The sequence below is a fragment of the Microbacterium sp. bgisy203 genome, from assembly GCF_965345155.1.
Taxonomy (GTDB): domain Bacteria; phylum Actinomycetota; class Actinomycetes; order Actinomycetales; family Microbacteriaceae; genus Microbacterium.
The window spans coordinates 53,758-79,960 of record NZ_CBDRLZ010000006.1; the positions used below are offsets into that span (position 1 = coordinate 53,758).

At 71.4% G+C, this 26,203-nt stretch carries 23 protein-coding genes; 12 read left to right on the forward strand and 11 right to left on the reverse strand.

Annotation, left to right across the window (positions count from 1 at the left end):
* The first annotated feature begins 131 nt into the window (after positions 1-131).
* A complete protein-coding gene (locus ACRVYW_RS10595) occupies positions 132-614 on the forward strand; it encodes a MarR family winged helix-turn-helix transcriptional regulator (RefSeq protein WP_431804387.1) in 483 nt (160 codons plus the stop codon).
* 26 nt (positions 615-640) lie between these two features.
* Here the strand turns inward: ACRVYW_RS10595 and ACRVYW_RS10600 are convergent, their stop codons facing one another.
* Positions 641-1,132: a MarR family winged helix-turn-helix transcriptional regulator gene (locus tag ACRVYW_RS10600; RefSeq protein WP_431804389.1), complete on the reverse strand. Its 492-nt coding sequence runs from the start codon at positions 1,130-1,132 to the stop codon at positions 641-643.
* Between the two features lie 123 nt (positions 1,133-1,255).
* Between ACRVYW_RS10600 and ACRVYW_RS10605 the strand changes: the two genes are divergently transcribed.
* From ACRVYW_RS10605 to ACRVYW_RS10615, 3 genes are read left to right on the forward strand one after another with little or no spacing between them, the layout of a single operon-like run.
* Positions 1,256-2,848, forward strand: coding sequence for a carboxyl transferase domain-containing protein (locus tag ACRVYW_RS10605; protein WP_431804511.1), 1,593 nt, complete (start codon positions 1,256-1,258; stop codon positions 2,846-2,848).
* Positions 2,849-2,853: 5 nt separating this feature from the next.
* Entirely contained in the window at positions 2,854-4,884 is a 2,031-nt protein-coding gene (locus ACRVYW_RS10610) for a biotin carboxylase N-terminal domain-containing protein (RefSeq protein WP_431804391.1), read from the forward strand.
* The gene (locus tag ACRVYW_RS10615; protein ID WP_431804393.1) at positions 4,881-5,375 is read left to right on the forward strand and encodes a MaoC family dehydratase; all 495 of its coding nucleotides are present in this window, start codon (positions 4,881-4,883) and stop codon (positions 5,373-5,375) included. Before ACRVYW_RS10610 ends, ACRVYW_RS10615 begins: the two co-directional genes overlap by 4 nt.
* A 179-nt stretch (positions 5,376-5,554) precedes the next feature.
* Here ACRVYW_RS10615 and ACRVYW_RS10620 read toward each other — a convergent pair whose 3' ends face one another.
* Positions 5,555-6,160, reverse strand: a complete 606-nt coding sequence (locus tag ACRVYW_RS10620; RefSeq protein WP_431804394.1) for a TetR/AcrR family transcriptional regulator — start codon at positions 6,158-6,160, stop codon at positions 5,555-5,557.
* A 4-nt stretch (positions 6,161-6,164) separates the two neighbouring features.
* Complete coding sequence (locus ACRVYW_RS10625; protein ID WP_431804396.1) at positions 6,165-6,785, reverse strand: MarR family winged helix-turn-helix transcriptional regulator; 621 nt, start codon at positions 6,783-6,785, stop codon at positions 6,165-6,167.
* 114 nt (positions 6,786-6,899) lie between these two features.
* Between ACRVYW_RS10625 and ACRVYW_RS10630 the strand changes: the two genes are divergently transcribed.
* From ACRVYW_RS10630 to ACRVYW_RS10640, 3 genes are all read left to right on the forward strand, one after another.
* Positions 6,900-7,478 carry an NADPH-dependent F420 reductase gene (locus ACRVYW_RS10630; protein WP_431804397.1) on the forward strand — a complete coding sequence of 193 codons (579 nt, stop codon included), beginning with the start codon at positions 6,900-6,902 and terminating at the stop codon, positions 7,476-7,478.
* 196 nt (positions 7,479-7,674) lie between these two features.
* The gene (locus tag ACRVYW_RS10635) at positions 7,675-8,601 is read left to right on the forward strand and encodes a VOC family protein (protein WP_431804398.1); all 927 of its coding nucleotides are present in this window, start codon (positions 7,675-7,677) and stop codon (positions 8,599-8,601) included.
* Positions 8,598-9,251, forward strand: a complete 654-nt coding sequence (locus tag ACRVYW_RS10640) for an alpha/beta hydrolase (protein WP_431804400.1) — start codon at positions 8,598-8,600, stop codon at positions 9,249-9,251. Before ACRVYW_RS10635 ends, ACRVYW_RS10640 begins: the two co-directional genes overlap by 4 nt.
* Positions 9,252-9,285: 34 nt before the next feature.
* Here the strand turns inward: ACRVYW_RS10640 and ACRVYW_RS10645 are convergent, their stop codons facing one another.
* Genes ACRVYW_RS10645 through ACRVYW_RS10655 form a run of 3 tightly spaced genes read right to left on the reverse strand, consistent with a single transcriptional unit; the run spans position 9,286 to position 12,742 of the window.
* Positions 9,286-10,131 carry a transglutaminase family protein gene (locus ACRVYW_RS10645; protein WP_431804402.1) on the reverse strand — a complete coding sequence of 282 codons (846 nt, stop codon included), beginning with the start codon at positions 10,129-10,131 and terminating at the stop codon, positions 9,286-9,288.
* Entirely contained in the window at positions 10,128-11,060 is a 933-nt protein-coding gene (locus ACRVYW_RS10650; protein WP_431804404.1) for an alpha-E domain-containing protein, read from the reverse strand. Before ACRVYW_RS10650 ends, ACRVYW_RS10645 begins: the two co-directional genes overlap by 4 nt.
* Positions 11,054-12,742, reverse strand: a complete 1,689-nt coding sequence (locus ACRVYW_RS10655; protein WP_431804405.1) for a circularly permuted type 2 ATP-grasp protein — start codon at positions 12,740-12,742, stop codon at positions 11,054-11,056. The genes ACRVYW_RS10650 and ACRVYW_RS10655 overlap by 7 nt, the downstream gene beginning before the upstream one ends.
* Positions 12,743-12,891: 149 nt before the next feature.
* Here ACRVYW_RS10655 and ACRVYW_RS10660 point away from each other — a divergent pair, with 149 nt between their 5' ends.
* Entirely contained in the window at positions 12,892-14,475 is a 1,584-nt protein-coding gene (locus ACRVYW_RS10660; RefSeq protein ID WP_431804407.1) for a molybdopterin-dependent oxidoreductase, read from the forward strand.
* 37 nt (positions 14,476-14,512) lie between these two features.
* On the opposite strand, the gene rocD is transcribed toward ACRVYW_RS10660, so the two are convergent.
* Positions 14,513-15,739, reverse strand: a complete 1,227-nt coding sequence (gene rocD / locus ACRVYW_RS10665) for an ornithine--oxo-acid transaminase (RefSeq protein WP_431804409.1) — start codon at positions 15,737-15,739, stop codon at positions 14,513-14,515.
* Positions 15,736-16,632, reverse strand: a complete 897-nt coding sequence (gene ddaH, locus ACRVYW_RS10670) for a dimethylargininase (protein WP_431804410.1) — start codon at positions 16,630-16,632, stop codon at positions 15,736-15,738. The genes rocD and ddaH overlap by 4 nt, the downstream gene beginning before the upstream one ends.
* Positions 16,633-16,787: 155 nt before the next feature.
* Here ddaH and ACRVYW_RS10675 point away from each other — a divergent pair, with 155 nt between their 5' ends.
* Positions 16,788-17,555, forward strand: a complete 768-nt coding sequence (locus ACRVYW_RS10675) for a hypothetical protein (protein WP_431804412.1) — start codon at positions 16,788-16,790, stop codon at positions 17,553-17,555.
* Between the two features lie 241 nt (positions 17,556-17,796).
* On the opposite strand, the gene ACRVYW_RS10680 is transcribed toward ACRVYW_RS10675, so the two are convergent.
* Complete coding sequence (locus tag ACRVYW_RS10680; protein WP_431804413.1) at positions 17,797-21,549, reverse strand: proline dehydrogenase family protein; 3,753 nt, start codon at positions 21,547-21,549, stop codon at positions 17,797-17,799.
* Positions 21,550-21,662: 113 nt separating this feature from the next.
* Between ACRVYW_RS10680 and ACRVYW_RS10685 the strand changes: the two genes are divergently transcribed.
* A complete protein-coding gene (locus tag ACRVYW_RS10685) occupies positions 21,663-22,535 on the forward strand; it encodes a LysR family transcriptional regulator (protein WP_431804415.1) in 873 nt (290 codons plus the stop codon).
* A gap of 24 nt (positions 22,536-22,559) precedes the next feature.
* Here ACRVYW_RS10685 and ACRVYW_RS10690 read toward each other — a convergent pair whose 3' ends face one another.
* The gene (locus ACRVYW_RS10690; RefSeq protein ID WP_431804417.1) at positions 22,560-23,297 is read right to left on the reverse strand and encodes a TetR/AcrR family transcriptional regulator; all 738 of its coding nucleotides are present in this window, start codon (positions 23,295-23,297) and stop codon (positions 22,560-22,562) included.
* Between the two features lie 161 nt (positions 23,298-23,458).
* On the opposite strand from ACRVYW_RS10690, the gene ACRVYW_RS10695 reads away from it, so the two are divergent.
* On the forward strand, positions 23,459-24,979 hold the full coding sequence (locus tag ACRVYW_RS10695; RefSeq protein ID WP_431804419.1) for an MFS transporter: 1,521 nt from the start codon (positions 23,459-23,461) through the stop codon (positions 24,977-24,979).
* Between the two features lie 4 nt (positions 24,980-24,983).
* Here ACRVYW_RS10695 and ACRVYW_RS10700 read toward each other — a convergent pair whose 3' ends face one another.
* Positions 24,984-25,544, reverse strand: coding sequence for a thioesterase family protein (locus ACRVYW_RS10700; protein WP_431804421.1), 561 nt, complete (start codon positions 25,542-25,544; stop codon positions 24,984-24,986).
* 124 nt (positions 25,545-25,668) lie between these two features.
* Between ACRVYW_RS10700 and ACRVYW_RS10705 the strand changes: the two genes are divergently transcribed.
* Positions 25,669-26,187 carry an N-acetyltransferase family protein gene (locus ACRVYW_RS10705; RefSeq protein ID WP_431804423.1) on the forward strand — a complete coding sequence of 173 codons (519 nt, stop codon included), beginning with the start codon at positions 25,669-25,671 and terminating at the stop codon, positions 26,185-26,187.
* Positions 26,188-26,203: the final 16 nt, after the last annotated feature.

Genomic DNA, 26,203 nt, shown 5'->3' on the forward strand with positions numbered 1-26,203 from the left:
TCCTCGCTCTATGGCCGGTTCGGTCACGAGAAAGGTTATTCCGAAGGAAAGTAGTTAGTCAAGCGAGATATTTTTCGAGCTACGCACCAAGGGAGATATATTGGGTTGACCGGAAGACCATGGGTGAGGACATGACGACATCGAGCGACCCTGCGAGCGTTCTGCACGCCCTGGCGCGTTTCCGGGCCTCCGATGCTCAGATGCACCAGCGCGTACGGACAATCGCGTCTCTGGGCGACAACGAATTGCGCGCACTGCAGTTCCTCCTCCTGCGACGACGCGAAGGCTTCGATGTGAAGCCCAGCGAGATCTCCCGTCATCTCGACATCAGCTCGGCCTCCACGACCGCGCTGCTCGACCGCCTCGAGCGCCAGGGCAGCGTCCAGCGCGTCAGCCATCCGACGGATCGACGCAGCATCCTCATCGCACCGACCGACCGCGCGTTCGACGAGGTCGCCGATCTCGTGGATGCCTATGAGTCGCGCATCGAATCCGCGGTCGACGCCCTCGGCGACGACGGCCGCCGCGCGGTCGTGGCCTTTCTCGACGCCATCACCGCGGCATCCGACGACGTCGCCGCTGCCCCGCTCGCCCGCCGCGACCTCGCGTCCTGACGGGCCTCGCCGCGGCCTGCCCGACGCTACCCGTCGATGAGGTCGACCGCCTCGCGCATCGCGTCGAGGAATCCGATCACCGTCGCGCGCTGGTCGGGGGTCAAGTCGCGGACGACGGACATCATGCGGTCGTGCATCGCGGCGAGCGTGTGACGCACCTCGTCGTCCGACTTCTCGCTCGAAGTGATCACGACGCTGCGACGGTCGCGGGGGTTCGGCGTGCGGACGATGTGGCCGGACTTCTCGAGCCGGTCGAGCAGCGCCGTCGTCGAGGCCGACGTGATGCCGAGGTAGCGACTGAGCGTCACGGGCGTGACCAGCTCGTCGCGGAGGCGCGCGCGTGCCAGGAAGCGGAGGACGAGCAGCTCGTTCTCCCCCATGTCCATCGTCTGCTGGGTGCGGCGACGCATCGCGACCTCGGCGGCGCGGTAGGAGCGCATCGCCTCCATCACCGAGGTCGAGCGCGCGTCGTCGTCGACGTACCAGTAGGACGCGGGTTGTTCGGGGCTCGTGCTCATCCCCTCCATTCTCACCCGAGATCGGCGCGGGAGCCGGCATCCCTTCGAGGGTGGACGGGAGAGCCGCCGCGCGCTACCCTGAGTTCAGTTATCAGTCGATAACCGAAAGAGGATGCCATGTCGATGACGACGAATCCCTCCGCGAATGCGTCCGCCAGTCCGGCGCCGAGCTACCGCGACCTCGTGGACGAGCTCCGCGCACGCCGCGCGCGGGCCGCGGCGGGCGGGCCCGAGGCATCCCGCCTGCGCCACGTCTCTCGCGGGAAGCTCCTCGCGCGCGATCGCATCGACACGCTCCTCGACCGCGGCAGCCCGTTCCTCGAGCTCGCACCGCTCGCCGCCGACGGGCTCTACGACGGCGACGCGCCGTCCGCAGGCGTCGTCGCGGGCATCGGCCTCGTGCACGGACGGCACGTGATGGTCGTCGCGAACGACGCGACCGTCAAGGGTGGCACCTACTATCCGATGACGGTCAAGAAGCACCTGCGCGCGCAGGAGGTCGCCGCCGAGAACCGTCTGCCCTGCATCTATCTCGTCGACTCGGGCGGGGCGTTCCTGCCCCTGCAGGACGAGGTGTTCCCCGACCGCGACCACTTCGGGCGCATCTTCTACAACCAGGCGCGGATGTCGCGCGACGGCATCGCGCAGATCGCGTCGGTCATGGGGTCATCGACCGCGGGCGGCGCGTACGTCCCCGCCATGAGCGACGAGACGGTCATCGTACGCGACCAGGGCACGATCTTCCTGGGCGGTCCGCCCCTCGTGAAGGCGGCGACCGGCGAGGTCGTCACGGCCGAGGAGCTCGGCGGCGGTGTCACCCATTCGCGCATCTCCGGTGTCACCGACCATCTCGCCGAGAACGACGCGCACGCCCTGCAGATCGTCCGCGACATCGTCGCGACCCTCCCGCAGCCCGCACCCCTCCCCTACGACCTCGGCCCGGCCGACGCACCTCGACATGACCCCGAGACGCTCTACGACGTCGTCCCCGTCGACCTCACGACGCCCTACGACGCGCGCGAGGTCATCACCCGGCTCGTCGACGGCAGCCGGTTCGACGAGTTCAAGCGGGAGTATGGCGACACGCTCGTCACCGGCTTCGCGCAGATCCACGGCCATCCCGTCGGCATCCTCGCGAACAACGGCGTCCTGTTCGCCGAGTCGGCACTGAAAGGCGCGCACTTCATCGAGCTGTGCGATCAGCGCGGCATCCCGCTGCTGTTCCTCCAGAACATCACCGGCTTCATGGTGGGCCGCGAGTACGAGCACGGCGGCATCGCGAAGCACGGCGCGAAGATGGTGAACGCGGTCGCCTGCGCGCGAGTGCCGAAGCTCACGGTCGTCGTCGGCGGCTCGTTCGGCGCCGGCACCTACTCGATGTGCGGGCGGGCATATTCCCCGCGATTCCTCTGGCTCTGGCCCGGCGCGCGCGTCTCGGTGATGGGCGGGCCGCAGGCGGCATCCGTCCTCTCCACCGTCCGCGCGGAGCAGTTGGATGCCGCGGGCACCCCGTGGAGCGACGACGACAAGGCGGCGTTCGAGGCCCCCATCCGCGCCCGCTACGACGAGCAGGGCAGCCCCTACTACTCGACCGCGCGCCTGTGGGACGACGGGGTGATCGAGCCGGCGCAGACCCGCGACGTGCTCGGGCTCGCCCTCGACGTCGTCTCCCGCGCCCCGATGCCCGACGCCCGTTACGGCGTCTTCCGGATGTGAGCGTCATGGCGACCTTCGACACCGTCCTCATCGCCAATCGCGGCGAGATCGCCGTCCGGATCATCCGGACCCTGCGCGCGCTCGGCATCCGCTCCGTCGCCGTCTACAGCGACGCGGACGCGGGCGCGCGGCATGTGCGCCTCGCCGACGCGGCCGTACGGCTCGGGCCCGCCGCCGCGGGCGAGAGCTACCTCTCGATCGACCGCGTCCTCGATGCCGCCCGCCAGACGGGCGCGCAGGCGATCCACCCGGGGTTCGGGTTCCTCGCCGAGAATGCCGCGTTCGCTCGGGCGTGCGCCGACGCGGGGATCGTGTTCATCGGACCGTCTCCCGAGGCGATCGAGGTCATGGGCGACAAGATCTCGGCCAAGCAGACCGTCGAACAGCGATCCGTGCCGACCGTTCCCGGACTCGCGCGCCCGGGACTCAGCGACGACGAGCTCATCGCGGGTGCAGAGGGCGTCGGCTACCCCGTGCTGATCAAACCTTCCGCGGGCGGTGGCGGGAAGGGCATGCACGTCGTCGAGGAAGCCTCGGGCCTTGCCGCGGCGGTCGCGGCAGCGCGGCGCGAGGCTGCGGCATCCTTCGGCGACGACACACTGTTCCTCGAGCGCTATGTCACCTCGCCCCGGCACATCGAGGTGCAGATCCTCGCCGATGCGCACGGCAACGTCGTCCATCTCGGCGAGCGCGAGTGCTCGCTGCAGCGCCGGCACCAGAAGGTCGTGGAAGAGGCACCGTCTCCCCTGCTGGATGCTGAAACCCGCGCGCGGATCGGCGAGGCGGCGTGCGAGACGGCACGCAGCGTCGGGTACGTCGGCGCCGGGACGGTGGAGTTCATCGTGCCGGGCGATGAGCCCGACCAGTTCTTCTTCATGGAGATGAACACGCGCCTGCAGGTGGAGCACCCGGTGACCGAGATGGTCACGGGTCTCGACCTCGTCGAGCAGCAGTTGCGGATCGCGGCAGGCGAGCACCTCGCGTTCACGCAGGACGACGTGACGCTCGACGGCCACGCGATCGAAGTGCGCGTCTACGCGGAGGACCCGCGCACGGGATTCCTTCCGACCGGCGGGCGCGTGCTGCGCGTCGTACACCCGCCGGGCGAGGGCATCCGCGTCGACACCGCGCTCGAGGACGGCCTGGACGTCTCGACCGACTACGATCCCATGCTCGCGAAGATCATCGCGTGGGGCCCCGACCGCGACGCGGCGCGGCGCCGGCTCGTGCGGGCGATCGAGGACACCGCGATCTTCGGGTTCGAGACGAACCTCGCGTTCCTGCGCCTGCTCCTTCAGCGGCCGGACGTCGCCGCAGGCGATCTCGACACGGGCCTCATCGCGCGCGTCTTCGACGATCTGCCGTTCCCCGAGGTCTCCGACCGGACCTTCGCCGAAGCCGCGCTCGTGCGGCAGGCGCTGGATGCCTCGGCACACGCCGACGAGGCGCGGGCGGGCGCGAGTCGCGCGCCCGCGACGGGTCCGTGGGTGCGCGCCGACGGCTGGCGCCTCGGTGACAGGGCACCGAGCGTGTACGACCTCGTCAGCGGCACGCAGACCGCGCGCGTGCGGGTGTGGGCCGATCCGCTGCGCGTCGCCGTGGGCGACGGCGACGCGGTGCCGGCATCCGTCCGCGCCGACCCGGGTACGGCTTCGGTCGGGGTGGGCACGGCTTCGGTCGGGGTGGGCGGCCTCGTCCGGACGTTCCCGGTCGCGGCGGAGCCCGGCGGCATCCTGTGGCTGAGCGCCGACGGCGACGCCGTGCGCGTCAGCGAGGCCGTCGCCGAGCACGGCGCGGATGCCGCGGCGGATGCCTCGCCCACCGTCGTCTCGCCCCTCCCCGGCACCGTCGTGATGGTGGCCGTCGCCGACGGCGCGGCCGTCGAGGTGGGCGACCCCGTGGTCGCGGTCGAGGCGATGAAGATGGAGCACGTGCTGCGTGCCGCGGTCGCCGGTATCGTGCGACTCGGGGTCGCGGTCGGCGACCAGGTGAGCCGCGGCGGTGTCGTCGCGACGATCGAGGGGGAGGACGCATGAGCGAGCAGACGCAGGCCTCCACGCCGAGGATCGTCCAGCGCGGGCTCTACTTCGAGGAGTTCGTCGAGGGCGCCGTCTACGCGCACGCTCCCGGGCGGACGGTGACCGAGGCCGACAACGTCCTCTTCACGACGCTCACGATGAACACCCAGTCGCTTCACCTCGATGCCGCGTGGTCGGCGCAGACGGAGTTCGGCGAGCGCCTCGTGAACTCGATGTTCACCCTGTCGACGATGGTCGGGCTCTCGGTGGCGCAGCTGACCCAGGGGACGATCGTGGCGAACCTGGGCTTCGACGCGGTGCGCTTCCCCGCTCCCGTGCGCGTCGGAGATACGCTCTACGCCGAGACCCTCATCGCCGGGAAGCGCCTGTCGTCGTCGCGACCGGGCCAGGGCATCGTCGAGTTCGCCCACACGATGCGCAACCAGGACGGCGTCGTCGTGGCCGAGGCATCCCGCAAGACCCTCATGCTCTGCCTGCCGGGCGCCTGACCCGGGGCGGGAGCCGGGCACTTGTCGCCTGTCCCGGGGCGGGTTCTCGGCACTCGTCGCCTGCCCCGGGGCGGGCTCTCGGCACTCGTCGCCTGCCCGCGAGACCGCCTCCACGCGACGAAACCCTTGGTTACGAACCCGGGTCTCGTCGCGTACCGCGGGTCTCGCGGGGGTCGAGCTCAGCCCCCGAGCGCGCGCTGCGCCATGCCGGCGAGGATGCCGGCGGCATCCGCACCGCTCGCCGCCGCGCTGTGGGGCGTCGAGTTGAGGAGCCCGAAGACACCGAGCAGGCGTGTCTGACGTTCCGCGTCGGAGAGGCCCGGCTGCGCCGCGGCGAGCACCTCGTCCCACGCGTCGACGTAGGACCGCTGCAGGCTCCGCACGCGGTGGCTGGCCTCGGCGCCGAGCCCGGCAAGCTCGCGATCCTGGATGCGGATGATGTCGGGGGCGGCCGTCGCGAAGCCGATGTGGAAGACGATGAGGTCGGCGAGGACGGATGCCGCGGCATCCGCGTCGAGCCCCCGCCCGCCACCGAACCCCCGCGCGGCGAGGATCTCGCGGCATCCCGCCAGCAGGCGTTCGCTCGCGTCGACGAGGAGCTCGGTGAGGATCGCGTCCTTGCTCGAGAAGTGCTTGTAGAGGGCGGGGCCGCTCATGCCGACGGCCTCACCGATCTCGGCGGTCGTGACGGCGGCGAACCCCCGCGCGGCGAAGAGGGCCGCCGCCTCGTCGAGGAGGCGCGCGCGGCGGTTCGCCTTCTGGGTGCTCCGCCACGTCGCCGTCACGATGTCAGCGTACCGAGAGCTCCGCGGGCGCCGGGTCGGCGGCGCACGTCCCGTCCGCGACCGGCGCCGGATCGGCGGCGCAGGCGGGAGGCGTCTCCGCGGACGGATCGGCGGCGCAGGCGGGAGCTTTCCCCTCCGACGTGATCGCGAGCCGGCGGTCGGGGTCGAGTCGGTCGAGCACGGCGTAGGTGAGGCGGGCGAGGTCGTCGACGCCGTCGTCGTCGAGCCCGTCGAGGATCATGTGGCGCACGGCATCCGCATACAGGGGAGCTGCCCCGGCGCGCGCGGCCCGGCCCGCGTCGGTCAGGACGGCGTTCGTCGCACGGCCGTCCTGCTCGCACGGCGCGCGCAGGACATAGCCCTTGCGCTCGAGCCCCGTGACGACGCGCGACAGGCGCGGGAGCGTCGCGTTCGACCGCGATGCGAGCGCCGAGAGGCGCAGGCGCCCGGCATCCGCCTCGGCGAGCGCCTCGAGCAGCGTGTACTCGAAGGAGGTGAGCCCGACGGGTGCGAGCTGCTTGTCGAGCGCCGTCGGCAGAAGCTCCAGGAGGGCATGCAGGCGCGCCACGGCGACCCGTTCGGGGTGGGTCAGAGCCGGGGCCGGCTCCGGATTCAGCGACGTCATAGGAACATTCTACGCCCGAAAGTTGCATCTACAACCAAAGTGTATACAGTGATTGTTGTACCTACAAGCAAACGACTCCGACAGCCCGAGCCGCACAGAAAGGCAGAGCGCATCATGGCTCACATCACGATCATCGGCACCGGCAACATGGCGAACGCGATCGGCGGCGTCCTGGCAGCCGGCGGCAGCACCGTCGACTACATCTCGCAGGACGAGACCGGTACCGCTCCCCTGAACGGCGACATCGTCGTGCTCGCCGTCCCCTACCCCGCACTCGACGCGATCGTCGCCGCCTACGGTTCGCAGTTCGACGGCAAGACGGTCGTCGACATCACCAACCCGCTGAACTTCGAGACCTTCGATGCGCTCGTCGTGCCGGTGGGCTCGTCCGCCGCCGCAGAGCTCCAGGCGAAGCTACCCGCCGCGAAGGTCCTCAAGGCCTTCAACACGACGTTCGCCGCGACCCTCGCCTCGAAGCAGGTCGGCGGCCTCCAGACCACCGTCCTGATCGCGGGCGACGACGCGGCCGCGAAGACCCAGCTCGCCGAGGCGATCACCGCGGGCGGCGTCGGCGCGATCGACGCCGGCGCGCTCACCCGTGCGCACGAGCTCGAGTCCCTCGGCTTCCTGCAGCTCACCCTCGCCGCAAGCGAGAAGATCGGCTGGACCGGCGGCTTCGCCGTCGCCCGCTGACCGCTCGACACGCAGAGGCGTTCACAACTCAGGAAGATCGGCGGCTGGGCCGATGACGACCCGCGGAATTCCGTGGCCGCCCGTGCGCCGCCCCCGCATTCTTCCTGAGTTGTGAACGCGCACCCCGCCCCACACCCGCCCCACCCGAGACCCGAGCCGCCCAGCCGAGCCGCCCACCCGAACCCCGGAGCCACCCATGACCACGCCGCCCACCGCCATGACCGACGACCGCCTCCTCAGCGCCGACACGGCGATGGATGCCGTGACCCTGCGGGTCCGCGACCTCGACCTGATGTCGCGCTACTACGGCGAGGCGTTCGCGCTCGCGCCGATCGAGGAGCGCGCCCGCGGCCGCGAGGTGCACCGCGTGCTCGGGCGGGGCGGCGTGCCCATGATGCGGCTCGTCCACACGCCCGACCTCCCCTCCGTCGACCCGCGCGAGGCCGGGCTCTACCACACGGCCTTCCTCTTCGACGATCAGGCGAGCCTCGCCGCGACCGTTTATCGCGCCGCGCAGGACGGGCGCACCCGCTTCACCGGCTCGAGCGACCACAAGGTGAGCGAGGCGTTCTACTTCACCGACCCGGAGGAGAACGGGATCGAGTTGTACACCGACCGCGCCCGGTCGACGTGGAACCACATCGGCGCCGAGATCGACATGGGCACGATCTATCTCGACCCGAACCAGTACCTCCGCGATCACCTCACGCAAGAAGCGCTGGATGCCGGGCCCGCCCTCGCCGGCCGCGTCGGCCACGTCCACCTGCAGGTCGGCGACCTCGGCGTCGCGCGCGACTTCTACGTCGACACGCTCGGGTTCGAGGCGACCGTCACGAGCTACCCCGGCGCGCTCTTCGCGTCGGCCGGCGGCTACCACCACCACGTCGGCATGAACACCTGGCACTCCCAGGGCGCCGGTCCGCGCGCGACCCGCCTCGGCCTCGGCGACCTCGCCCTGACCGTCCCCGCCCGCGCCGACCTCGACGCCCTGACCGCGCGCCTGCGCGCCCACGGCCTCGCCTTCAGCGACAACGGCACCTCCGTCGTCACCGCCGACCCGTGGGACACGCAGGTCACCGTCGCCGTCGGCGGCACGGACCTCGACGAGCTGATCGAGCGATGAGCCTCTCGTATCGCACGGGTCCAGCTCGCGGCGCGGGTCCGGCTCGCGTCGCGGGTGCGGCCTCGGCCCCGGATGCCGCGGCATCCGCCCCCAGCCTGATCCTGCTGCACGGGTACGGCGCCGACGAGAACGACCTCGCCCGGCTCGCGCCGCTGCTCGCCCCGGACTCCCCGTGGTATTCGGTGCGCGCACCCCAGCGCCTGCCGCACGGCGGGAACGCCTGGTTCCCGATCACGACTCCCGGTCGCCCCGACCCGTCCGCGGTCGACGAGGCGACGGAGACCCTGTGGGACTGGATCGACGGCGCGCTCGACGCGGACACCCCGATCATCCCGGTCGGCTTCTCGCAGGGCGGCCTCATGGCGACGCAGCTTCTGCGCACGCGGCCCGAGCGCATGGCCGCGACCGTCGTCCTCGGCGGCTTCGTGCTCGGCGCACCGCAACCCGCCGACGAGACGCTCGCCGCCAGCCGCCCCGCCGCGTTCTGGGGCCGCGGCGAGGACGACCGCGTCATCGCCGCCGACGCTGTCGCCCGCACCGCCGCATGGATGCCGGAGCACACGACCCTCACGGCGCGGACGTACCCGGGCCTCGGCCACGGCATCTCGCCCGAGGAGATCGCCGACGTGCGGACGTTCCTCGCCGGGTGAGCGCGCGGCACTCAGGGACCGACGGCTGCGAGGATCACGCCTCGCGAGTGATCGTCACCTTCACGTGCAGCTCGCTCTTGAACGGGCCGGCGTACACGCCGCGCAGCGGCGGGACGTCGTTGTAGTCGCGCCCCCGACCGACGAGCACGTGCCGGTCGCCGATCTCGACGTTGTTGGTGGGGTCGAAGCCCTGCCACTCCCCCGTGAACCACTCGACCCACGCGTGCGACTCGCCCGTCACCGGCACGCCGACCTCCGGGTGCGGGCTGGGGTGCAGGTACCCGGACACGTAGCGCGCGGGAATCCCGACCTCGCGCAGCGCCCCGAGGGTGATGTGCGCGATGTCCTGGCACACGCCCTTGCGCTCGACCCACGCCTCGGCGCCGGTCGAGTGGACGCCGGTGATGCCGGGCATGTACTCCACGGCATCCCCGATCGCCGTCGCGATGGCGAGGGCGGCGCGGCCCGGGTCGTCGTGGTGCGCGACGATCGAGCGGGCGATCTCGGCGACCTCCGGGTGCGGCTCGGTGCGGGCGGACTGGCCGAGCATCTCGACCGTCTGGATCGACCGTGCGGCCTCGCGGTGCAGACGCTTCCAGCCGATCTCGGTGAAGTCGATGGGCCGGGGCCGCACCTCGACCAGTGAACGCGCGGTGATGTCGAGCGCGTGGTGCGGCGCGAGCACGTCGAACGCGGCGACGCGGGTGCCGAAGTAGTCCGTGTAGTAGTTGACGCTCGTCGACGGCTCGATGTCGAGCTGCGCGCTCAGGACGAACTGGGCGTCGGTGGAGCTCGGCAGCATGCGCGCCTCGTTGTACGACGCGCCGACGTCACCCTGGTACGAGAACCCGGTCGCGTGCTCGATCCGCAGCCGCATCATGAGGTCTCTCCGATCCAGCTCGGCTCGGCGTGGGTGGGGAAGAACCGCGCGCGGATCGCCTCGGATGCCTGGCGGGTCACCTTCTGCACCTGCTCCATGTGGTCGGGGAGTTCGGCGAGGATCTCGTCGATCGGCCGGTACTCGAGGTCGTTGCGGATGCGCCCGAGCGCGCGCAGCACGCTGTTCGAGTGCCCGACGCGGTCGGCCACGGGGTCGATCGCGCTCATGCACGTCTCGGCGACGGTGATCGAGTGGATGATCGACCGCGGGAAGAGCCGGTCGAGCAGCAGGAACTCGGCCGCGTTGGCGGCGCTCGGCATGCCGCGGTAGGTGCGGAGGTATGCCTCGTAGGCGCCGCACGAGCGCAGGATGGTCGTCCACGACGGGCCGGATGCCTCGGTCAGCGACCTCGTCGCAAGCAGCCGCGCCGTCATGTCGGTGCGCTCGATGGCGCGCCCGAGCGTCAGGAACTGCCACGCCTCGTCGCGGCTCGTCGACGAGTCGGTGATGCCGACGGCGAGCGCCGAGCGCTCACGCACCCACTGGAAGAACTCGTGCGCTTTCTCGTTGTTGATGCGTCGCGGCATCCGGGAGTACGTCGTGTTGAGCGTCTCCCACAGCTCCGTCGAGACGATCTCGCGGGCCCGGCGGGCGTTCTCGCGCGCCGCCTGCACGGCGTAGGCGATGCTCGACGGGTTGGCGCGGTCGACGGCGAGGCTCGTCAACACGTCGCCGCGCGTCACGGCGGCGACGTCGGCGGGCGGAAGCGACCCCATGACGCCCATGAGCGAGCGGCAGGCGGTGTCTTCGTCGATCCACGGGTCTTCGAGGAGCAGCTGCAGGTGGACGTCAAGGATGCGCGCGGTGCCGTCGCTGCGCTCGATGTACCGCCCGATCCAGAACAGGCTCTCGGCGATGCGGCTCAGCACGACGCCACCTCCCCGGCATCCGTCTGCTGCTGCTGTTGCTGCTGCTGTTGTTGCTGCTCCGTGCGGGTGCGCGGGCGGTCCTGCGGGGAGTGGGCTTGCACGTCCTGCGGGTCGTAGATGACGGGGATCGACGCGGTGACGGATGCCTGGTCGGCGACCAGTCCGGCGAGCCCCTCGGGACCGCGGGGGCCGCGCTGCGGCGCGTCGCCGCCGACGATCCAGGTGTCCTTCGACCCGCCGCCCTGCGACGAGTTCACGACGAGCTGCCCCTCGGGGAGCGCGACGCGCGTCAACCCTCCCGGCAGCACCCACACCTCGTCGCCGTTGTTGACGGCGAAGGGGCGCAGGTCCGCGTGGCGCGGGCGCATGCCGTCCTCGACGAGCGTCGGGATGGTCGAGAGCATCACGACCGGCTGCGCGATCCAGCCGCGGGGGTCGGCGATGAGCTTCTTGCGGAGGGTCTCGAGCTCTGCCGGTGAGGCATCCGGGCCCACGACGAGGCCCTTGCCGCCCGATCCGTCGACGGGCTTCACGACGAGCTCGTCGAGCCGGTCGAGCACCTCTTCGAGCGCGGCGGGCTCTTCGAGGCGCCACGTGTCGACGTTCTTCAGGATCGGCTCTTCGGACAGGTAGTACCGGATGAGGTCGGGCACGTAGGTGTAGAGCAGCTTGTCGTCGGCGACACCGTTGCCGACGGCGTTCGCGATCGTGACGTTGCCGAGCCGCGCGGCGAGCATGAGCCCCGGGGCGCCGAGCATCGAGTCGGCGCGGAACTGCAGCGGGTCGAGGAAGTCGTCATCGACGCGGCGGTAGATGACGTCGACGCGCTTGGGTCCGCGCGTCGTCCGCATGAACACCTTGCCGCCCATGCACTGCAGGTCACGGCCCTCGACGAGTTCGATGCCCATGAGGCGGGCGAGCAGCGTGTGCTCGAAGTAGGCCGAGTTGTAGACGCCGGGGGTGAGGACGACGACGTTCGGGTCGTCGACGCCGGGAGGAGCGGCGTTCCGGAGCGCCTGGAGGAGCTTGTTCGGGTAGTCGCCCACCGGCTGCACACGCATCGAGTGGAAGAGCTCCGGCAGGGTCTGCGCCATCACGCGCCGGTTGGAGATGACGTAGCTCACACCCGAGGGCACGCGCACGTTGTCTTCGAGGACCCGCATCTCGCCGTGCTCGTCGCGGATCAGGTCGATGCCGGCGACCTGGATGCGCACGCCGTTGGCGGCGTGGATGCCTGCCGCCTGGCGGTAGAAGTACTGCGAGCTGGCGATGAGCGCCGCGGGCAGCACGCCGTCGCGGACGCAGTACTGGTGGCCGTACGCGTCGTCGAGGAACGCCTCGAGCGCCTTGACGCGCTGCTGCACGCCCTTCTCGACCGTCGACCACTCGCCGTAGTCGATCACGCGCGGCACGGCATCCAGGGGGAACGGACGCTCCTCGCCGGCGAAGTCGAACGTCACGCCCTGCGCGAGATACGAGCTCGCGAGCGACTCGGTGCGTCCGCGCAGCTCCTCCTGCGTCAGCTGCGCGAGCGCCTGATAGAGCTCGCGGTAGGCGGCGCGGGAGGGCGTGGCGATGCCGGCGTCGGCCGGGTGCTCGAACATCTCGTCGAACGCCGGCACTCCCGAGACCGTCTTGCGCGGCGCGAGGGTCGAGCCGTAGCCGTCGAAGAGATCACCCATGCCCCGAGCCTATCCCCGCGCATGTTTCGCGAAGATCACAGGGCCTGAGCCTTGACAGAACAGGGCCTGAGCCTCGACAGCGGCTGTGCATCCGCGCCGGCGTCGCCCGGTCCGCCCCACCGGGGGCGGCGCCGACCTATGATCGGCGGATGGAGACGCCGGATGCCTCCCGCGCGATGCGCGACGAGCCGACGGGATCGCGGGGCGCGGTCCCCGCGGCTCTGGCCGGCGTCGCCTCCGTCGTGTTCGGCGCGGGGGTCGGTGAGCTCGCCGGCGCGCTGTTCGGCGCGAGCCCCGTCGCCGCCGTGGGATCGGCGCTCATCGACATCGCGCCGCCCTGGGGCAAGGACCTCGCGATCGGGCTCTTCGGCACGGGTGACAAGGCCGCACTCATCGTCGGCGTTGCGATCGCGCTGCTGCTCCTGGGTGCGGCCGTGGGACTCCTCGCGCGCCGCTCGCGCGCCGCGGCGCAGACCGTGGTGGTCGTGGCCGGGCTCGCGGGCGTCGCGGCATCCGTCTCGCGGGCCGATGCGTCGGCGCTGTCGGCGGTTCCGGCGGCGCTCGGAGCGGCCGCCACCCTGATGGCCCTCGGCGTCCTGTCCGCCCGAGCCGAACGCGCCCACGACGACGAGGCCGAACTCTTACACGGCGACCTGCCGAGCTCCGGACCGTCGCGGCGCACGTTCCTCGTGTGGGCGGGAGGGGCGACCGTCGTCGGCGCGCTCGCCGCCGTCGGCGGGTGGGCGTTGCAGGCGGGGGCGCGCACGGTCGCGGCCGTGCGCTCGGCGATCACCCTGCCTCCGGCATCCGTTCGCGCGGCGGTGCCCGCGTCTGCCGAGCTGGGCATCTCCGGCCTCGCGCCGGTGATCACCCCGAACGCCGACTTCTACCGCATCGACACGGCGCTCGCCGTGCCGCAGATCGACCCCGCGTCGTGGCGGCTGCGCATCCACGGCCTCGTCGATCGCGAGGTCGAGATCGGCTGGGACGAGCTGCTCGCCCTGCCGCTGGAAGAGAGCGTCACGACGCTGACGTGCGTGTCGAACGAGGTCGGCGGCGACCTGATCGGCACGGCCCTCTGGCTCGGGTACCCGATCCGACACCTGCTGGCGCGGGCCGGCGTGCAGCCCGGCGCCGACATGGTGCTGTCGACGTCGAGCGACGGCTTCACCGCCGGCACGCCGCTGGAGACCCTCACCGATGAGCGGAATGCGATCCTCGCCGTCGGGATGAACGGCGAACCGCTCCCTCCCGAGCACGGCTTCCCCGTGCGGATGGTCGTGCCGGGCCTCTACGGCTACGTCTCCGCGACGAAGTGGGTCGTCGACCTCGAGGTGACGCGCTTCTCCGACGCCGAGGGCTACTGGACGCCGCGCGGCTGGTCGGAGCGCGGGCCCGTGAAGCTCGCGAGCCGCATCGACGTCCCCCGCCGCGGCACCTCGGTCGCTGCGGGCGACACCGTGATCGCGGGGGTCGCGTGGCAGCAGCACGTCGGCGTGCGCGGCGTGCAGGTGCGGGTCGATGACGGTCCGTGGCGGGATGCCTCGCTCGCCACCGCGATCTCGGACGACACCTGGGTGCAGTGGACGCTGCCGTGGGACGCGCCGGCGGGCCGCCACACGATCACCGCGCGCGCGATCGGCGCCGACGGAGAGCCGCAGACCGAGGCCACCGCGCCGCCCGCGCCCGACGGCGCGACCGGCTGGCCGAGCGTCGAGGTGCAGGTCGCCTGACCCCCGGCATCCCGCTCCGCCCTCTGCTCCGGCCGCGTCAGGTGGCGAGCACCAGGCGCAGCTGCTCGACCGCCCAGTCGAGCTCGGTCGCGCGGACCACGAGCGGCGGGGCGATGCGGATCGTCTGGCCGTGCGTGTCCTTGACGAGGACGCCCCGGTGCAGCAGCTTCTCGGCGACCTCGCGGCCCGTGCCGAACGCCGGGTCGATGTCGACGCCGGCCCACAGGCCCGCGATGCGCACCGCCGTGACGCCGTTCCCGACGAGCGGCTCGAGCGCGGCGGCGAGGTGCTCGCCGAGCGCCTGCGCGCGAGTCTGGAACTCGCCCGACGCGAGCATCTCGACGACCTGCAGCCCGACGGCCGCGGCCAGCGGATTTCCCCCGAAGGTCGAGCCGTGCTCGCCCGGCTGGATGACGCCGAGCACATCGGCATCCGCCACCACCGCAGACAGGGGCAGGATGCCTCCGCCGAGCGCCTTGCCGAGCAGGTACATGTCGGGAACGACGCCTTCGCGGTCGCACGCGAACGTCGTGCCGACCCGGGCGAGGCCCGACTGGATCTCGTCGGCGACGAAGAGGACGTTGTTCTCGTCGCAGAGGCGTCGGATCTCGCGCAGATACCCCTCGGGCGGGATCACGACGCCCGCCTCGCCCTGGATGGGCTCGACGAGGACGGCGGCGGTGCTCTCGTCGATCGCGGCGGCGATCGCCGAGGCGTCGCCGTACGGCACCGACACGAAGCCGGGCGTGAACGGCCCGAATCCGTCGCGCGCGGAGGCGTCGTCGCTGAAGCTCACGATCGTGGTCGTGCGGCCGTGGAAGTTGCCGTCAGCGACGATGATCTTCGCCTGGCCGTCGGCGACGCCCTTGACGCGGTACGCCCACGCACGGGCGACCTTGATGCCGGTCTCGACGGCCTCGGCCCCCGTGTTCATGGGGAGGACGAGCTCCTTGCCGCAGAGCTCCGCGAGGGCGCCCGCGAAGGCTCCCAGCCGGTCGTTGTGGAAGGCGCGGCTCGTGAGCGTGACGCGGCCGAGCTGCTCGACGGCGGCCGCCACGAGCGCGGGATGCCGGTGCCCGAAGTTCAGCGCCGAGTAGGCCGACAGCAGGTCGAGGTAGCGCTTGCCCTCGACATCGGTGACCCACGCGCCCTCGCCGCGCGCGACGACGACGGGGAGCGGGTGGTAGTTGTGCGCGACGTGCGCCTCTTCGGCGGCGATGAACTCGCCGGTCAGCGCGTCGGTCGTCGTCATGGGGGTGGTCATCGCTTTCCTCGCAGTTCGAGCGTGCAGCACTTGATGCCCCCACCGCCGAGCAGCAGCTCGGACAGGTCGATGAGCACCGGGTTGTAGCCGCGGGCGCGCAGCTGCTGCTCGAAGCCCGTCGCGCGCGGCGAGATGAAGACGTTGTACCCGTCGGATGCCGAGTTCAGCCCGAACACGGCACCGTCGGCATCCGACACCTCGATCGCGTCGGGGTAGCGCTCGCGGAGCACGGCGAGCGACGGCGCGTCGAACGCGGCCGGGAGGTAGGCGATGTTCGCCCTCTCGACGCCGCCGGGACCCTCGACGGGGTCGAGGACGGAGATCGCGGTGTCGAGGTGGTAGAAGCGCGGGTCGATGAGGCGGAGCGAGATCACCTCGCGGCCGAAGACCTCGGCGACCTCGCGGTGGCTGTCACCGACCGAGCGGAAGCCGGTGCCGGCGAGGATCGTGTCGCCGACCAGCAGGAAGTCGCCCTCGCCCTCCTGCACCTCGACGGGCTCGACGACCTCGAACCCGTGCGCGCCGAACCAGTCCATGAAGGGGCGCTCCTCGCCGCGGCGCTCGTCCACCCGGAAGCGCACGCCCAGGGCGCGCCCGTCGATGATGAACCCGCCGTTGGCGGTGTAGACCATGTCGGGCAGGCCCTCGACGGGGTCGATGAGTTCGACCTCGTGCCCGAGCGCCACATACGTGTCGTACAGGGTCTGCCACTGCGCGACGGCCTTGGCGGTGTCGGTCGGCTTCGCCGGCTCCATCCACGGATTGATGCGGTAGCTCACCGTGAAGTGCTCCGGTCGGCACATGAGGTACCGACGGTGTTGCGCGATGCGGGCGGGGGAAGACGCTGCGGCGGATGACGCCGCGGGTGTGCCGGTACCCAGGGAAGTGGACATTTCGCTCCTCGTAGCTGCGAGTGTCAGAGAGCGGCGGACGCTGTCCAGAGGCCCGGTCACGGGCACGCCGGCATCCATTGTGTCAGACCGGCCGACGCGGGCTCGGTGACACCCCGCCTGGCCGATGTCGGCCCAAGTGAGTAGATTTCTTTTCCATGGTGCGTCGTTCTGGGGACGAGACCCGCGCGCTGCTGTTGCGCGTCGGGATGCAGATGCTGCTCGAACGGGGCGTGTCGGCGGGGGTGCAGCACATCCGCCTGCAGGACGTGCTCCGGCGAGCGGGGCTCACGACGGGTGCCGCCTACCGGCTCTGGGCAGACCAGAACGACTACCAGCGCGATCTCGCGGTGGCGATGGTGCGCCTGCGGCTGAGCAGGCCGACCGATTACGCGCGCGTCGCCGTCGAGGAGCTCATCACGTCGGGAGCCAGCGGCGACGACGTCATCCGCGCCGCCGCCGAGGCGCACGTGCGCACCACCGCCGTCGACACCGACGACCCCGCCGACGCCCTCGACGCACAGCAGTTCCTCATCTGGCTCGCCCTGCGTACGACCGCCCAGACCTGGCCGGAGCTGCGCGAGGCGAGCAACGAGCGGCATCGCGAGTCGATCGCCGCGTTCGCGGAGTTCTACGCCTTCCTCATGGAGTCCTACGGGCTGCGCATGAAATCTCCCCTCACGATCACCGACTTCACCGAGGCGATGGCGGCGATGGGCGAGGGCTTCGCCGTGCGGGCCCTCGAGGGCATCGAGCATCCGCGCGTGCGGGCGCACGACGGGGACGATGTCCCGGCCGGGGAGTGGACGCTGTTCGCCCTCGGAGTGCGTGCGCTGGTCAACGAGTTCATGACGCCCGTGGATGGCGAAGCCGCGGCCCCGGCGGCGGGCGAGGCTCGCGACTTCGTCGATCCGCCCGAGTCCTGACCTCGCGGCAGGCAGGCGGGAGCTCTGGAGCCGAGTGTCCCCCAACTCCAGAGCGACACTCCCCCCGGTGTGTCATTGACGGTCCGACCCGCGGCGTGTGCCGCTCACTGGAACCGGTCTCCGTCGGCGCTCCCCAGATGCGCCACTCATCATCGTGGCCGGTCGCGCCTTCAGGTTCCAGAAAGATAACTTGTTTCTCTTCCGCGCTGACCGGGCGTGGATTGATGGACTCCGTCCACCCTCAGATCACGGCCTCCGACCATGGATCCGGGTTGCCGAAGCGGTGCGCGGTGATGGTGATCGACTGCTCGCGGAGGAACGGCAGAAGCTCCAAACGCCCCGCGGTCGTGACGTCGCCCGCGTAGACGGCCAGGTCAGGGTCGCCGCCGGATGCCTTGGCGAGCGCGGCCTGCAGCGCGCCGACCGACTCGGTGCCGCCGACGAGCCGCGCGCGTCCCGCTCCCCCGTCTGCCTGGCCCGCACGTACGCGGTCGATCCACTCGCCGTCGGTTTCGACGAACACCGGCACGTCGAGGTCGCCGAGCGCGCGGCGGACACCGGCGGGGAGGCCGACGGGCGCACTCAGGGTGAACGCACCGCCGGCGCGGACGCCCGCGACCGCAACGCGGAGGACGGCCTGCCACGCGGCATCCTTCGTAGCGCGCACAGCGACCTCGACGGGGCGGTAGCGGAAGAGGTTCCGCTCGACGCCGAGCTGCGACACGTCGCGCACCTGACCGAACTCGCGGTCCCACGCGAGGGCGTCCGAGAGTGCGGCACGGCGGAGCCACTCGAACTCCTCGTAGCCGAGCGACGGCTGCGCCGCCTCGATGAACGCGCCGATCCGCGAGTCGAGCCCACGCAGGTGCAGCGTCGACGACGGGGCGCCGCCCGACGTCGCCCGCCACGAGCCGAGACCGACGAGGTAGTTCGGGCCGCCGGCCTTCGTCCCCGCCCCGACCGACGAGCGCTTCCACCCGCCGAACGGCTGCCGCTGGACGATCGCGCCCGTGATGCCCCGGTTGACGTAGAGGTTTCCGGCTTCGACGCCGTCCAGCCACGTCGCGAGGTCGCCGGGGTCCTGCGTGTAGAGGCCCGCCGTCAGGCCGTACGCGACGGCGTTCTGCAGCTCGATCGCCTCGGCGAGCGACGAGGCGTGCATGACGCCCATCATGGGGCCGAAGAACTCCTCGAGGTGCGTGCGCGAGCCCGCCCGCACGCCGACGCGGATGCCGGGCCTCCACAGCCTCCCGGCGTACTCCGCCGGCGCGTCCGATACCTCACGCGGCTCGACGAGCCACTGCTCGCCGTCTTCGAGCGTCGTGAGCGCCCACGCGAGTTTGCCGTGCGGGACCTCGACGACCGGCCCGACTTCGCTGCGCGGGTCGGACGGCGGGCCCACGCGCAGCGACTCGGTCGCATCGACGAGCTGGCGGGCGAAACGCTCGGAGCGCGCGACCGGTCCGACGAGGATCGCGAGCGAGGCGGCCGAGCATTTCTGCCCCGCGTGCCCGAAGGCGCTCTTCACGAGGTCGGATGCGGCGAGGTCGAGGTCGGCCGAGGGCATGACGATCATCGCGTTCTTGCCGCTCGTCTCGGCGAGCAGCGGCAGTTCGGGACGCCACGAACGGAACAGCGCCGCGGTCTCCCACGAGCCGGTGAGGATGACCCGGTCGACCGCGTCGTGCGAGATGAGCTGCTGCCCGAGCCCGCCCTCATCGATGTCGACGAGCGCGAGCACGTCGCGCGAGACGCCCGCCTCATCGAACGCCGACCAGATCGCCTCGGCGACGACCGCGGCGCAGCGCCGCGCCTGCGGAGCCGGCTTGAAGACGACGCCGGAGCCCGCGGCGAGCGCGGCGAGCACACCGCCCGCCGGGATCGCGATGGGGAAGTTCCAGGGCGGGGTGACCACTGTGAGCGTCGCGGGCACGAACACGGCGCCCGGCACGCGGTCGAGCTCCTTCGCGGTCGCCGCGTAGTAGTTCGCGAAGTCGACGGCCTCGCTGATCTCGACGTCCGCCTCGGCGAAGACCTTGCCGGTCTCCGAGGCTGCGACCTCGATCAGCTCGCCGCGGCGGGCCTCGAGCGCGCGGGCGGCGGCTTCGAGCACGCGGGCGCGGTCGGCGGCCGGCATCGCACCCCAGGCATCCGCGGCCGTGCGGACGCGCGCGACGGTCTCCTCCAGCGCTTCTTCGCTGTCGAGGCGAGCCGCGGCGATCGTCTCGTCGCCGGTGGTCGAGGTTTCGACGCGGGCGAGGACGTCCGCCGACCAGGCGCGGTTCGCGGGCAGCGCCGGGTCGGAGTCGGGCGTGTTCACGAAGCCCGCAGCGCCGCGCGCGGGCGCGCCCGACTCGCGGCGCGCGAAGACGGCGGTCTCGACGTACCCGTCGGCGAAGACCTGCTCGGCGCCGAGATCGATGTCGTCCTCGTCGCGCGAGGCGGCGCGGGCGATGCCGAGCACGGCCTGGGTCAGGTCGGCCTCGTCGGCCGGCGACGTGCGCAGGCGGCTCGCGGCGTCGCCGCCCTGAGCGTCCTCGGTGCCGCGGTCCTGGCGGCGGTTCGGGCCGACCGGCAGCGCGGGGTCGGCGGCGCGGCGCGTCGAGGCGATGAACCGGTCGCGCTCGCGCGCGAACATCGCGGGGTCGGTGTGCAGCTCGAAGACGGCGGAGAGGAAGTTGTCGCTCGACGCGTTCTCTTCCAGGCGCCGCACGAGGTAGCTGATCGCGACGTCGAACTCGTCGGGGCGGACGACCGGCACGTACAACAAGACGTGTCCCACCTCGCGGGTGACGGCCTCGACCTGCCCCTGCGCCATGCCGAGGAGCATCTCGAACTCGACCGCGTCGCGGACGCCCCGCTCCCCCGCCAGTAGCCACGCGTAGGCGATGTCGAAGAGGTTGTGGCCCGCGACACCGATGCGGACGGCCCGCGTGTGTTCGGGGCGCAGCGCCTCGTCGAGACAGCGGAGGTAGGAGGCATCCGAGTCGAGCTTGGAGCCGTGCGTCGCGAGGTCCCAGCCGTGCATCACGGCATCCACCCGCTCCATCGCGAGGTTCGCGCCCTTGACGAGCCGGATCTTGATGGGGGCGCCGCCGGCATCCACCCGCTCCGTCGCCCACGCGGTGAGTTGCTGGAGCGCCGGGAGCGCGTCGGGGAGGTACGCCTGCAGCACGATGCCGGCTTCGAGGTCCCTCAGGCGCGGGTCTTCGAGGATGCGGGTGAAGACCGCGATCGTGAGGTCGAGGTCGCGGTACTCCTCCATGTCGAGGTTGATGAAGGTGCGATCGGTCGCGGCCGTGAGGTACAGCGGCAGCAGACGCTCGACGACGGTGTCGACCGTCTCATCGAACGCCCACATCGAAATGTGGCTCGCGATCGCCGAGACCTTCACCGAGACGTAGTCGACGTCGGGGCGACGGATGAGGTCGTGGATGCCGTCGAGGCGGCGCAGCGCCTCGTGCTCGCCGAGCACCGCCTCGCCGAGGAGGTTGAGATTGAGGCGCGCACCCGATTCGCGAATGGTCGCGAGCGCCGGGCCGAGCTTGTCGGGGCGGGCGTCGACCACGAGGTGCCCGACCATCTCGCGCAGCACCCGCCGCGCGATCGGCACGACGGGGCTCGGGAGCACGGGCGCGACGGCGCCTCCCGTGCGGACGGCGGCGCGCAGGTACCACGGCAGGAAGTCGGGAACCAGCGGGGCGACGCGCTGCAGGTTGGATGCCGCGGCCGTCAGCGACTCGGGACGCATGACGCCGTCGACGAAGCCGATCGTGAAGGGGAGCCCGTTCGGGTCCTTGAGGACGCCGGCGAGACGCTCGGTAGCGGGGTCGACGGGAACGTCGGCGGACTCGGCGACCCAGCGCTCGGCGAGAGCGACGGCACGGTCGACGAGCGCGGTCGCCTCGTTCAGCTCGGTCAGCTCGGTCGGCTCGGTCGCACCGTCGGCGGGCAGGGAGTCGTCGGTCATCTGACCAGAGTGCACCTCGTTCATCCGATCAGGATGCGGCACGACTATGATTCGAGAAAAGCGATCATCTCCGATCTATACCGTTCGATTCTGTCGATGATTTCGGAGAGCGCGAGACGGATGCCGGTGAGGCCCGCGTGTTCGAGCTGCGCCGCCTGCGCCTGCTGCACGAACTGGCGCTGCGCGGCACGCTCTCGGCCGTCGCCGAAGCCCTCTCCTACAGCCCCTCGACGATCTCGCAGCAGCTCGCGCAGCTCGAGCGAGAAGCGGGGGTCCCGCTTCTCGCGCCCGACGGGCGCCGCGTGCGGCTGACCGAGCACGGCGCCGCCCTCGCCGCGCACGCGGCCCGGGCGCTCGACGCCGACGAGGAGATCCGCGGCGAGCTCGACGAGCTGCAGCCGGGCATCGCCCCCGTGCGGATCGCCGTCCTCCAGACCGCGGCGCGGACGATCGTGCCCGCCGCGCTGTCGTTGCTGGCAGAGCGGGCGCCGACGCTCCGCGTCGAGCTCGCCGAGGTGCCGCCCGAGGAGGGTCTGTTCGAGCTGTCGGCGCGCGGGTTCGATCTCGCGATCGCCGAGCAGTACCCGGGCCTCACGCGCGCGCACCGCCCCGACCTCGTGCGGCACGTGCTCGGCGCCGACCCCATGCGGCTCGCGACGCGCGGGCCGGGAGGATCGCTCCGCGACGTGGCGGACCGCCCGTGGGTCATGGAGCCGGCGGGGACCGCGGCGCGCGAGTGGGCGGTGCAGCAGTGTCGCTCGGCCGGGTTCGAACCCGACGTGCGGTACGAGCTCGCCGACCTCGGTGCCCACGTCTCACTCATCGCCGCGGGCCACGCGGTCGGGCTCCTCCCCGACCTGCTCTGGACCGGTGTCACCCCGCCTGTCACCCTCACGACGCTGCCGGGAGAGCCGGCGCGCGAGATCTTCACCGCCTCACGCCGCGCGAGTGCCGGACGCATCGGCATCCGACTCGCCCGTGAGGCGATCGCCGACGCGTTCGCGGCCTGAGCCGCACGGCACGACGACGCCGCGTCAGCCCGCTTGGCGGCGCAGGCCGTCCAGCAGCAGATCGAGGCCGGCGCGGAACTGGTCGGCGTCGTCGTGCCCGGCGAACTCGTCGACGATCTCGTGGATGAAGGGGAAGGATGCCTCATCCATCGCACGCCACTGATCGGCCGCGCGGGTCAGGTACTCGCTGCGGCTGATCTCTCCCGTGACGACCTCCGCCGGGGGCTCCTGCCCCATGTCCACCGCCGTCCCGAGGACGAACCCCACGACGGCCGATGTCGCGTGGAAGCGCTGGCGCGCCGTGAGCTCGAGCCGCTGCGTCTGCTCGCCGATGCGCTCGTAGAGCGCGAGCCCGTGCGGTTGCGCGCCGGTGTTGCGCAGGGCGTAGGCGCCGAGCCAGGGGCGGTCGACGATCGCGTCGAACAGGGCGACGGCGATCGTGCGCATGTCGTCGATGGGATCGTCGGTGTGCACGTCGGCGACCGCGGCGAGAACGCCCGCGAGCACCGCGTCGGCGGCGAGGTCGAGCAGTTCGTCGCGGCCGGAGACGTACCAGTAGATGCTGGCGGGGCCCCCGCCCAGGCGCGCGGCGAGCGCGCGGATCGTGAGGCCCTGAGCGCCCTGTTCGTCGAGGATCGCCACCGCCTCGGAGAGAACCGAGTCGAGCGAGTGCGAGGCGCGCTCGCGCGTGCGCGCGCTGCGCGCACTCCGGCGGGGGCGGTCGCCGCCGCGCGCGGCATCCGTCGTCGTTGCTTCGGTCACGGTCTCATCCCATCACACGCGGAGCGTCGCTTGCGGAATATCGAACAGTGTTCCAGATTATCGAACGGTGTTCTATTATCGAACAGCGTTCGAGATTTCGACATGACACCGCGGACGCCTCCGCCCGCACGATGAGACGCCCGACGAGAAAGGAAGACCTCATGAGCGCATCACCCCACACCTCCTCCCCGACCGTCACCTCCGGGACCTACGCATCGCTCGGCGCCGCGTGGATCCCCCTCGCGGCGCTCTGCCTCGCGTTCTTCGTGGAGATGATCGACAACACCCTGCTGTCGATCGCGCTGCCGACGATCGGCCGCGATCTCGGCGGGGAGACGACCGCGCTGCAGTGGGTCAGCGGCGCCTACTCGTTGACCTTCGGTGGCCTGCTGTTCACAGCGGGGGCGATCGCCGACCGCTTCGGACGACGCCGCGTGCTGCAGGTGGGGCTCGCGATGTTCGGGCTCGTCAGCCTCGCGGTGCTCGCCGTCAGCTCGATCGGCGAGCTGATCGGCCTGCGCGCCGTGCTCGGCATCGCCGCCGCCGCGATGGCCCCGATCACCAACTCCCTCGCGTTCCGGCTGTTCGACGACGAGAAGCTGCGCATGCGGGGAATCACCCTGATGATGGTCGTCGGGATGTCGGGCTTCGTCCTCGGGCCGCTGCTCGGCGGCACGATGCTCGCGCATCTGCCGTGGCAGTGGCTGCTGCTCATCAACGCCCCGATCGCCCTCATCGCCGCCCTCGGCGTGCACTTCGGCGTGCCCGCCGACTCTCCCGAGGGCCTGACGCACGACCGGCTCGACCTTCCGGGCGCCGTGCTCAGCATCCTGACGATCGGTCTCGCCTGCTACGCGCTCACGAGCGGTGTGCAGTTCGGGTGGTGGTCGCCCGTCACCCTCGGCGTCATCGGCGGCGCCGCGGCATCCCTCACGCTCTTCCTGGTCCACGAGCACCGCGCGGCGGCTCCGATGCTCGATCTGCGCGTGTTCCGCGGAGGCGTCGTCCGCGGCGCCGCGATCGCCCAGTTCGGCACCGCGATCGCGATGGCCGCCGTGATGTTCGCGCTCATCCTGCACTTCCAGTACGCCTGGGGGTGGACGCCTCTGCAGGCGGGCCTGGCGAACCTGCCGCTCATTCTGACGATGATCTTCGCGACTCCGCTGACCGAGTGGCTCGTGAGCCGCTTCGGACATCGCATCGCGTGCCTCATCGGCGCCGCATTCCTCGCCGCCGGGCTCGGCGCGATGGCGTGGGCGGTCTCGCAGGACTACGTCGCGATCGCGGGTGCGATGGTGATCATGACCGTGGGGCTGCGGACAATCATGACGATCTGCGCCGTCGCCCTCGTCGGCGCCATGCCCGAGAACCGCACCTCGATGGGCGCCGCGCTCAACGACACCGCGCAAGAGGTCGGCACGAGCGTCGGCACCGCCGTCGTGGGCACCGTGATCGCCGTGCTCGTCGCGACGGTCCTCCCCGATGGTGCGTGGGCGCCGGAACTGGTCGCACGCTTCTTCTCCGGCGAGCGGGTGCTCTTCGCGATCCTCGCGATCGCCGTCGGCCTCATCACCGCGGCGGGCGCCCTCACGCTCACGAACTCGCGCGACACCGACGAGCACCCGGCGCCGGAGGGCGCTGCTCGGGACGCCTCGGCGTCGGACGTCTCGACGCGCGCCTGAGCCGTCAGTCCCAGCTGCTCGGCGCCGGGGCCTTCGTCGAGGGGAGCGCTGAGCCTTCCGCCCAGGCGGAGATCCACGCCGGCAGCGGCGGCAGGTCGTCGGGGCGGCCGAGCGCGCTGAAGAGCTCCTCATTGCGGACGATGCCGCCGCCGCGCTGCAGGAACCGCGCGCGCACGATCATCTCGGCGTAGACCTCCCCGCCCACGACCGCGCGGTGCACGAGATAGACCGCCTTGTCGTCGTGTCCGTACAAGCGCGACTCGATCGTGAAGCGCTGCCACAGCTGCAGCGACTTCCGGAATGTGATCGTCTCGCTCGCGACGACTGCGTACCACTGGCGCGCGTTCATCGCGTCCCAGATACCGGTGCGCACGAGCAGGTCGAAGCGTCCGAGGTCGAACAGCGAGGCGTACCGGCCGTTGTTCATGTGCATCAGCAGGTCGATGTCGGTGGGGAGGGTCCGCACCCTCACGCGTCCGACCGTCCGCGGCGAGATCGGGCCGTTGCGGCGCAGCAGCACCTTCGCGTGCAGCATCGTCAGGAGGGTCCGCCACCATACGTTCACGCGGGGGATGCTATCGGTTCGACCTCGTCGCACACGAAACTCGTTGTGGACACCCTCCAGCACCGCGGGTTTCTCCCGCCGGCGTCGATTTCGCCTTTCTCGGGCGCAGACGTATATTCAGGCCATGGAAGCCCCCTCCGAGATCCCCACGCAGACCGACATCGTCGTCCGTCCCGTCCGTGACGTGGATGCCGAGGCCCTGGGCCGTGTGCACGCCGCGTGCTGGCACGAGACCTACGACCACCTCATCAGCAAGGCGGCGCTCGAGAACGTGTCGCCCAAGCGCCTCGCCGAACTCTGGACCCACTGGGCCGCACAGGGACCGGATTTTCGGATGTTCGCCGCGCTCGCCGACGGCGAGATCATCGGGTTCTCGGGGTCGGGTCCGGCGCGCGACCGCGACGCCCCGCGCGCCCGTGAGCTGTACTTCATCTACCTGCTGGACGCCTTCCACGGAACCGGCACGGGGCAGCGCCTCTTCGATGCGGTCGTCGAGCCCGAAGAGCCCATCTACCTGTGGGTCGCCGACGACAACCCGCGCGCGCACCGCTTCTACGTCCGCAACGGGTTCACCCTCGACGGCGCGACCCACACCGAGCCGTTCCTCGGCGAGACCCTCACCGAGGTCCGCTTCACCCGCTGACGCCGTCAGCGCCACG

What these genes read in the sequence shown, in the direction of transcription:
- ACRVYW_RS10595 (WP_431804387.1), top strand. Translation starts at nt 132, where the DNA reads ATGACGACATCGAGCGACCCTGCGAGCGTTCTGCACGCCCTGGCGCGT.
- ACRVYW_RS10600 (WP_431804389.1), bottom strand. Translation starts at nt 1,132, where the DNA reads ATGAGCACGAGCCCCGAACAACCCGCGTCCTACTGGTACGTCGACGAC.
- ACRVYW_RS10605 (WP_431804511.1), top strand. Translation starts at nt 1,256, where the DNA reads ATGACGACGAATCCCTCCGCGAATGCGTCCGCCAGTCCGGCGCCGAGC.
- ACRVYW_RS10610 (WP_431804391.1), top strand. Translation starts at nt 2,854, where the DNA reads ATGGCGACCTTCGACACCGTCCTCATCGCCAATCGCGGCGAGATCGCC.
- ACRVYW_RS10615 (WP_431804393.1), top strand. Translation starts at nt 4,881, where the DNA reads ATGAGCGAGCAGACGCAGGCCTCCACGCCGAGGATCGTCCAGCGCGGG.
- ACRVYW_RS10625 (WP_431804396.1), bottom strand. Translation starts at nt 6,785, where the DNA reads ATGACGTCGCTGAATCCGGAGCCGGCCCCGGCTCTGACCCACCCCGAA.
- ACRVYW_RS10630 (WP_431804397.1), top strand. Translation starts at nt 6,900, where the DNA reads ATGGCTCACATCACGATCATCGGCACCGGCAACATGGCGAACGCGATC.
- ACRVYW_RS10635 (WP_431804398.1), top strand. Translation starts at nt 7,675, where the DNA reads ATGACCACGCCGCCCACCGCCATGACCGACGACCGCCTCCTCAGCGCC.
- ACRVYW_RS10640 (WP_431804400.1), top strand. Translation starts at nt 8,598, where the DNA reads ATGAGCCTCTCGTATCGCACGGGTCCAGCTCGCGGCGCGGGTCCGGCT.
- ACRVYW_RS10645 (WP_431804402.1), bottom strand. Translation starts at nt 10,131, where the DNA reads ATGATGCGGCTGCGGATCGAGCACGCGACCGGGTTCTCGTACCAGGGT.
- ACRVYW_RS10655 (WP_431804405.1), bottom strand. Translation starts at nt 12,742, where the DNA reads ATGGGTGATCTCTTCGACGGCTACGGCTCGACCCTCGCGCCGCGCAAG.
- ACRVYW_RS10660 (WP_431804407.1), top strand. Translation starts at nt 12,892, where the DNA reads ATGGAGACGCCGGATGCCTCCCGCGCGATGCGCGACGAGCCGACGGGA.
- rocD (WP_431804409.1), bottom strand. Translation starts at nt 15,739, where the DNA reads ATGACCACCCCCATGACGACGACCGACGCGCTGACCGGCGAGTTCATC.
- ddaH (WP_431804410.1), bottom strand. Translation starts at nt 16,632, where the DNA reads ATGTCCACTTCCCTGGGTACCGGCACACCCGCGGCGTCATCCGCCGCA.
- ACRVYW_RS10675 (WP_431804412.1), top strand. Translation starts at nt 16,788, where the DNA reads ATGGTGCGTCGTTCTGGGGACGAGACCCGCGCGCTGCTGTTGCGCGTC.
- ACRVYW_RS10680 (WP_431804413.1), bottom strand. Translation starts at nt 21,549, where the DNA reads ATGAACGAGGTGCACTCTGGTCAGATGACCGACGACTCCCTGCCCGCC.
- ACRVYW_RS10695 (WP_431804419.1), top strand. Translation starts at nt 23,459, where the DNA reads ATGAGCGCATCACCCCACACCTCCTCCCCGACCGTCACCTCCGGGACC.
- ACRVYW_RS10705 (WP_431804423.1), top strand. Translation starts at nt 25,669, where the DNA reads ATGGAAGCCCCCTCCGAGATCCCCACGCAGACCGACATCGTCGTCCGT.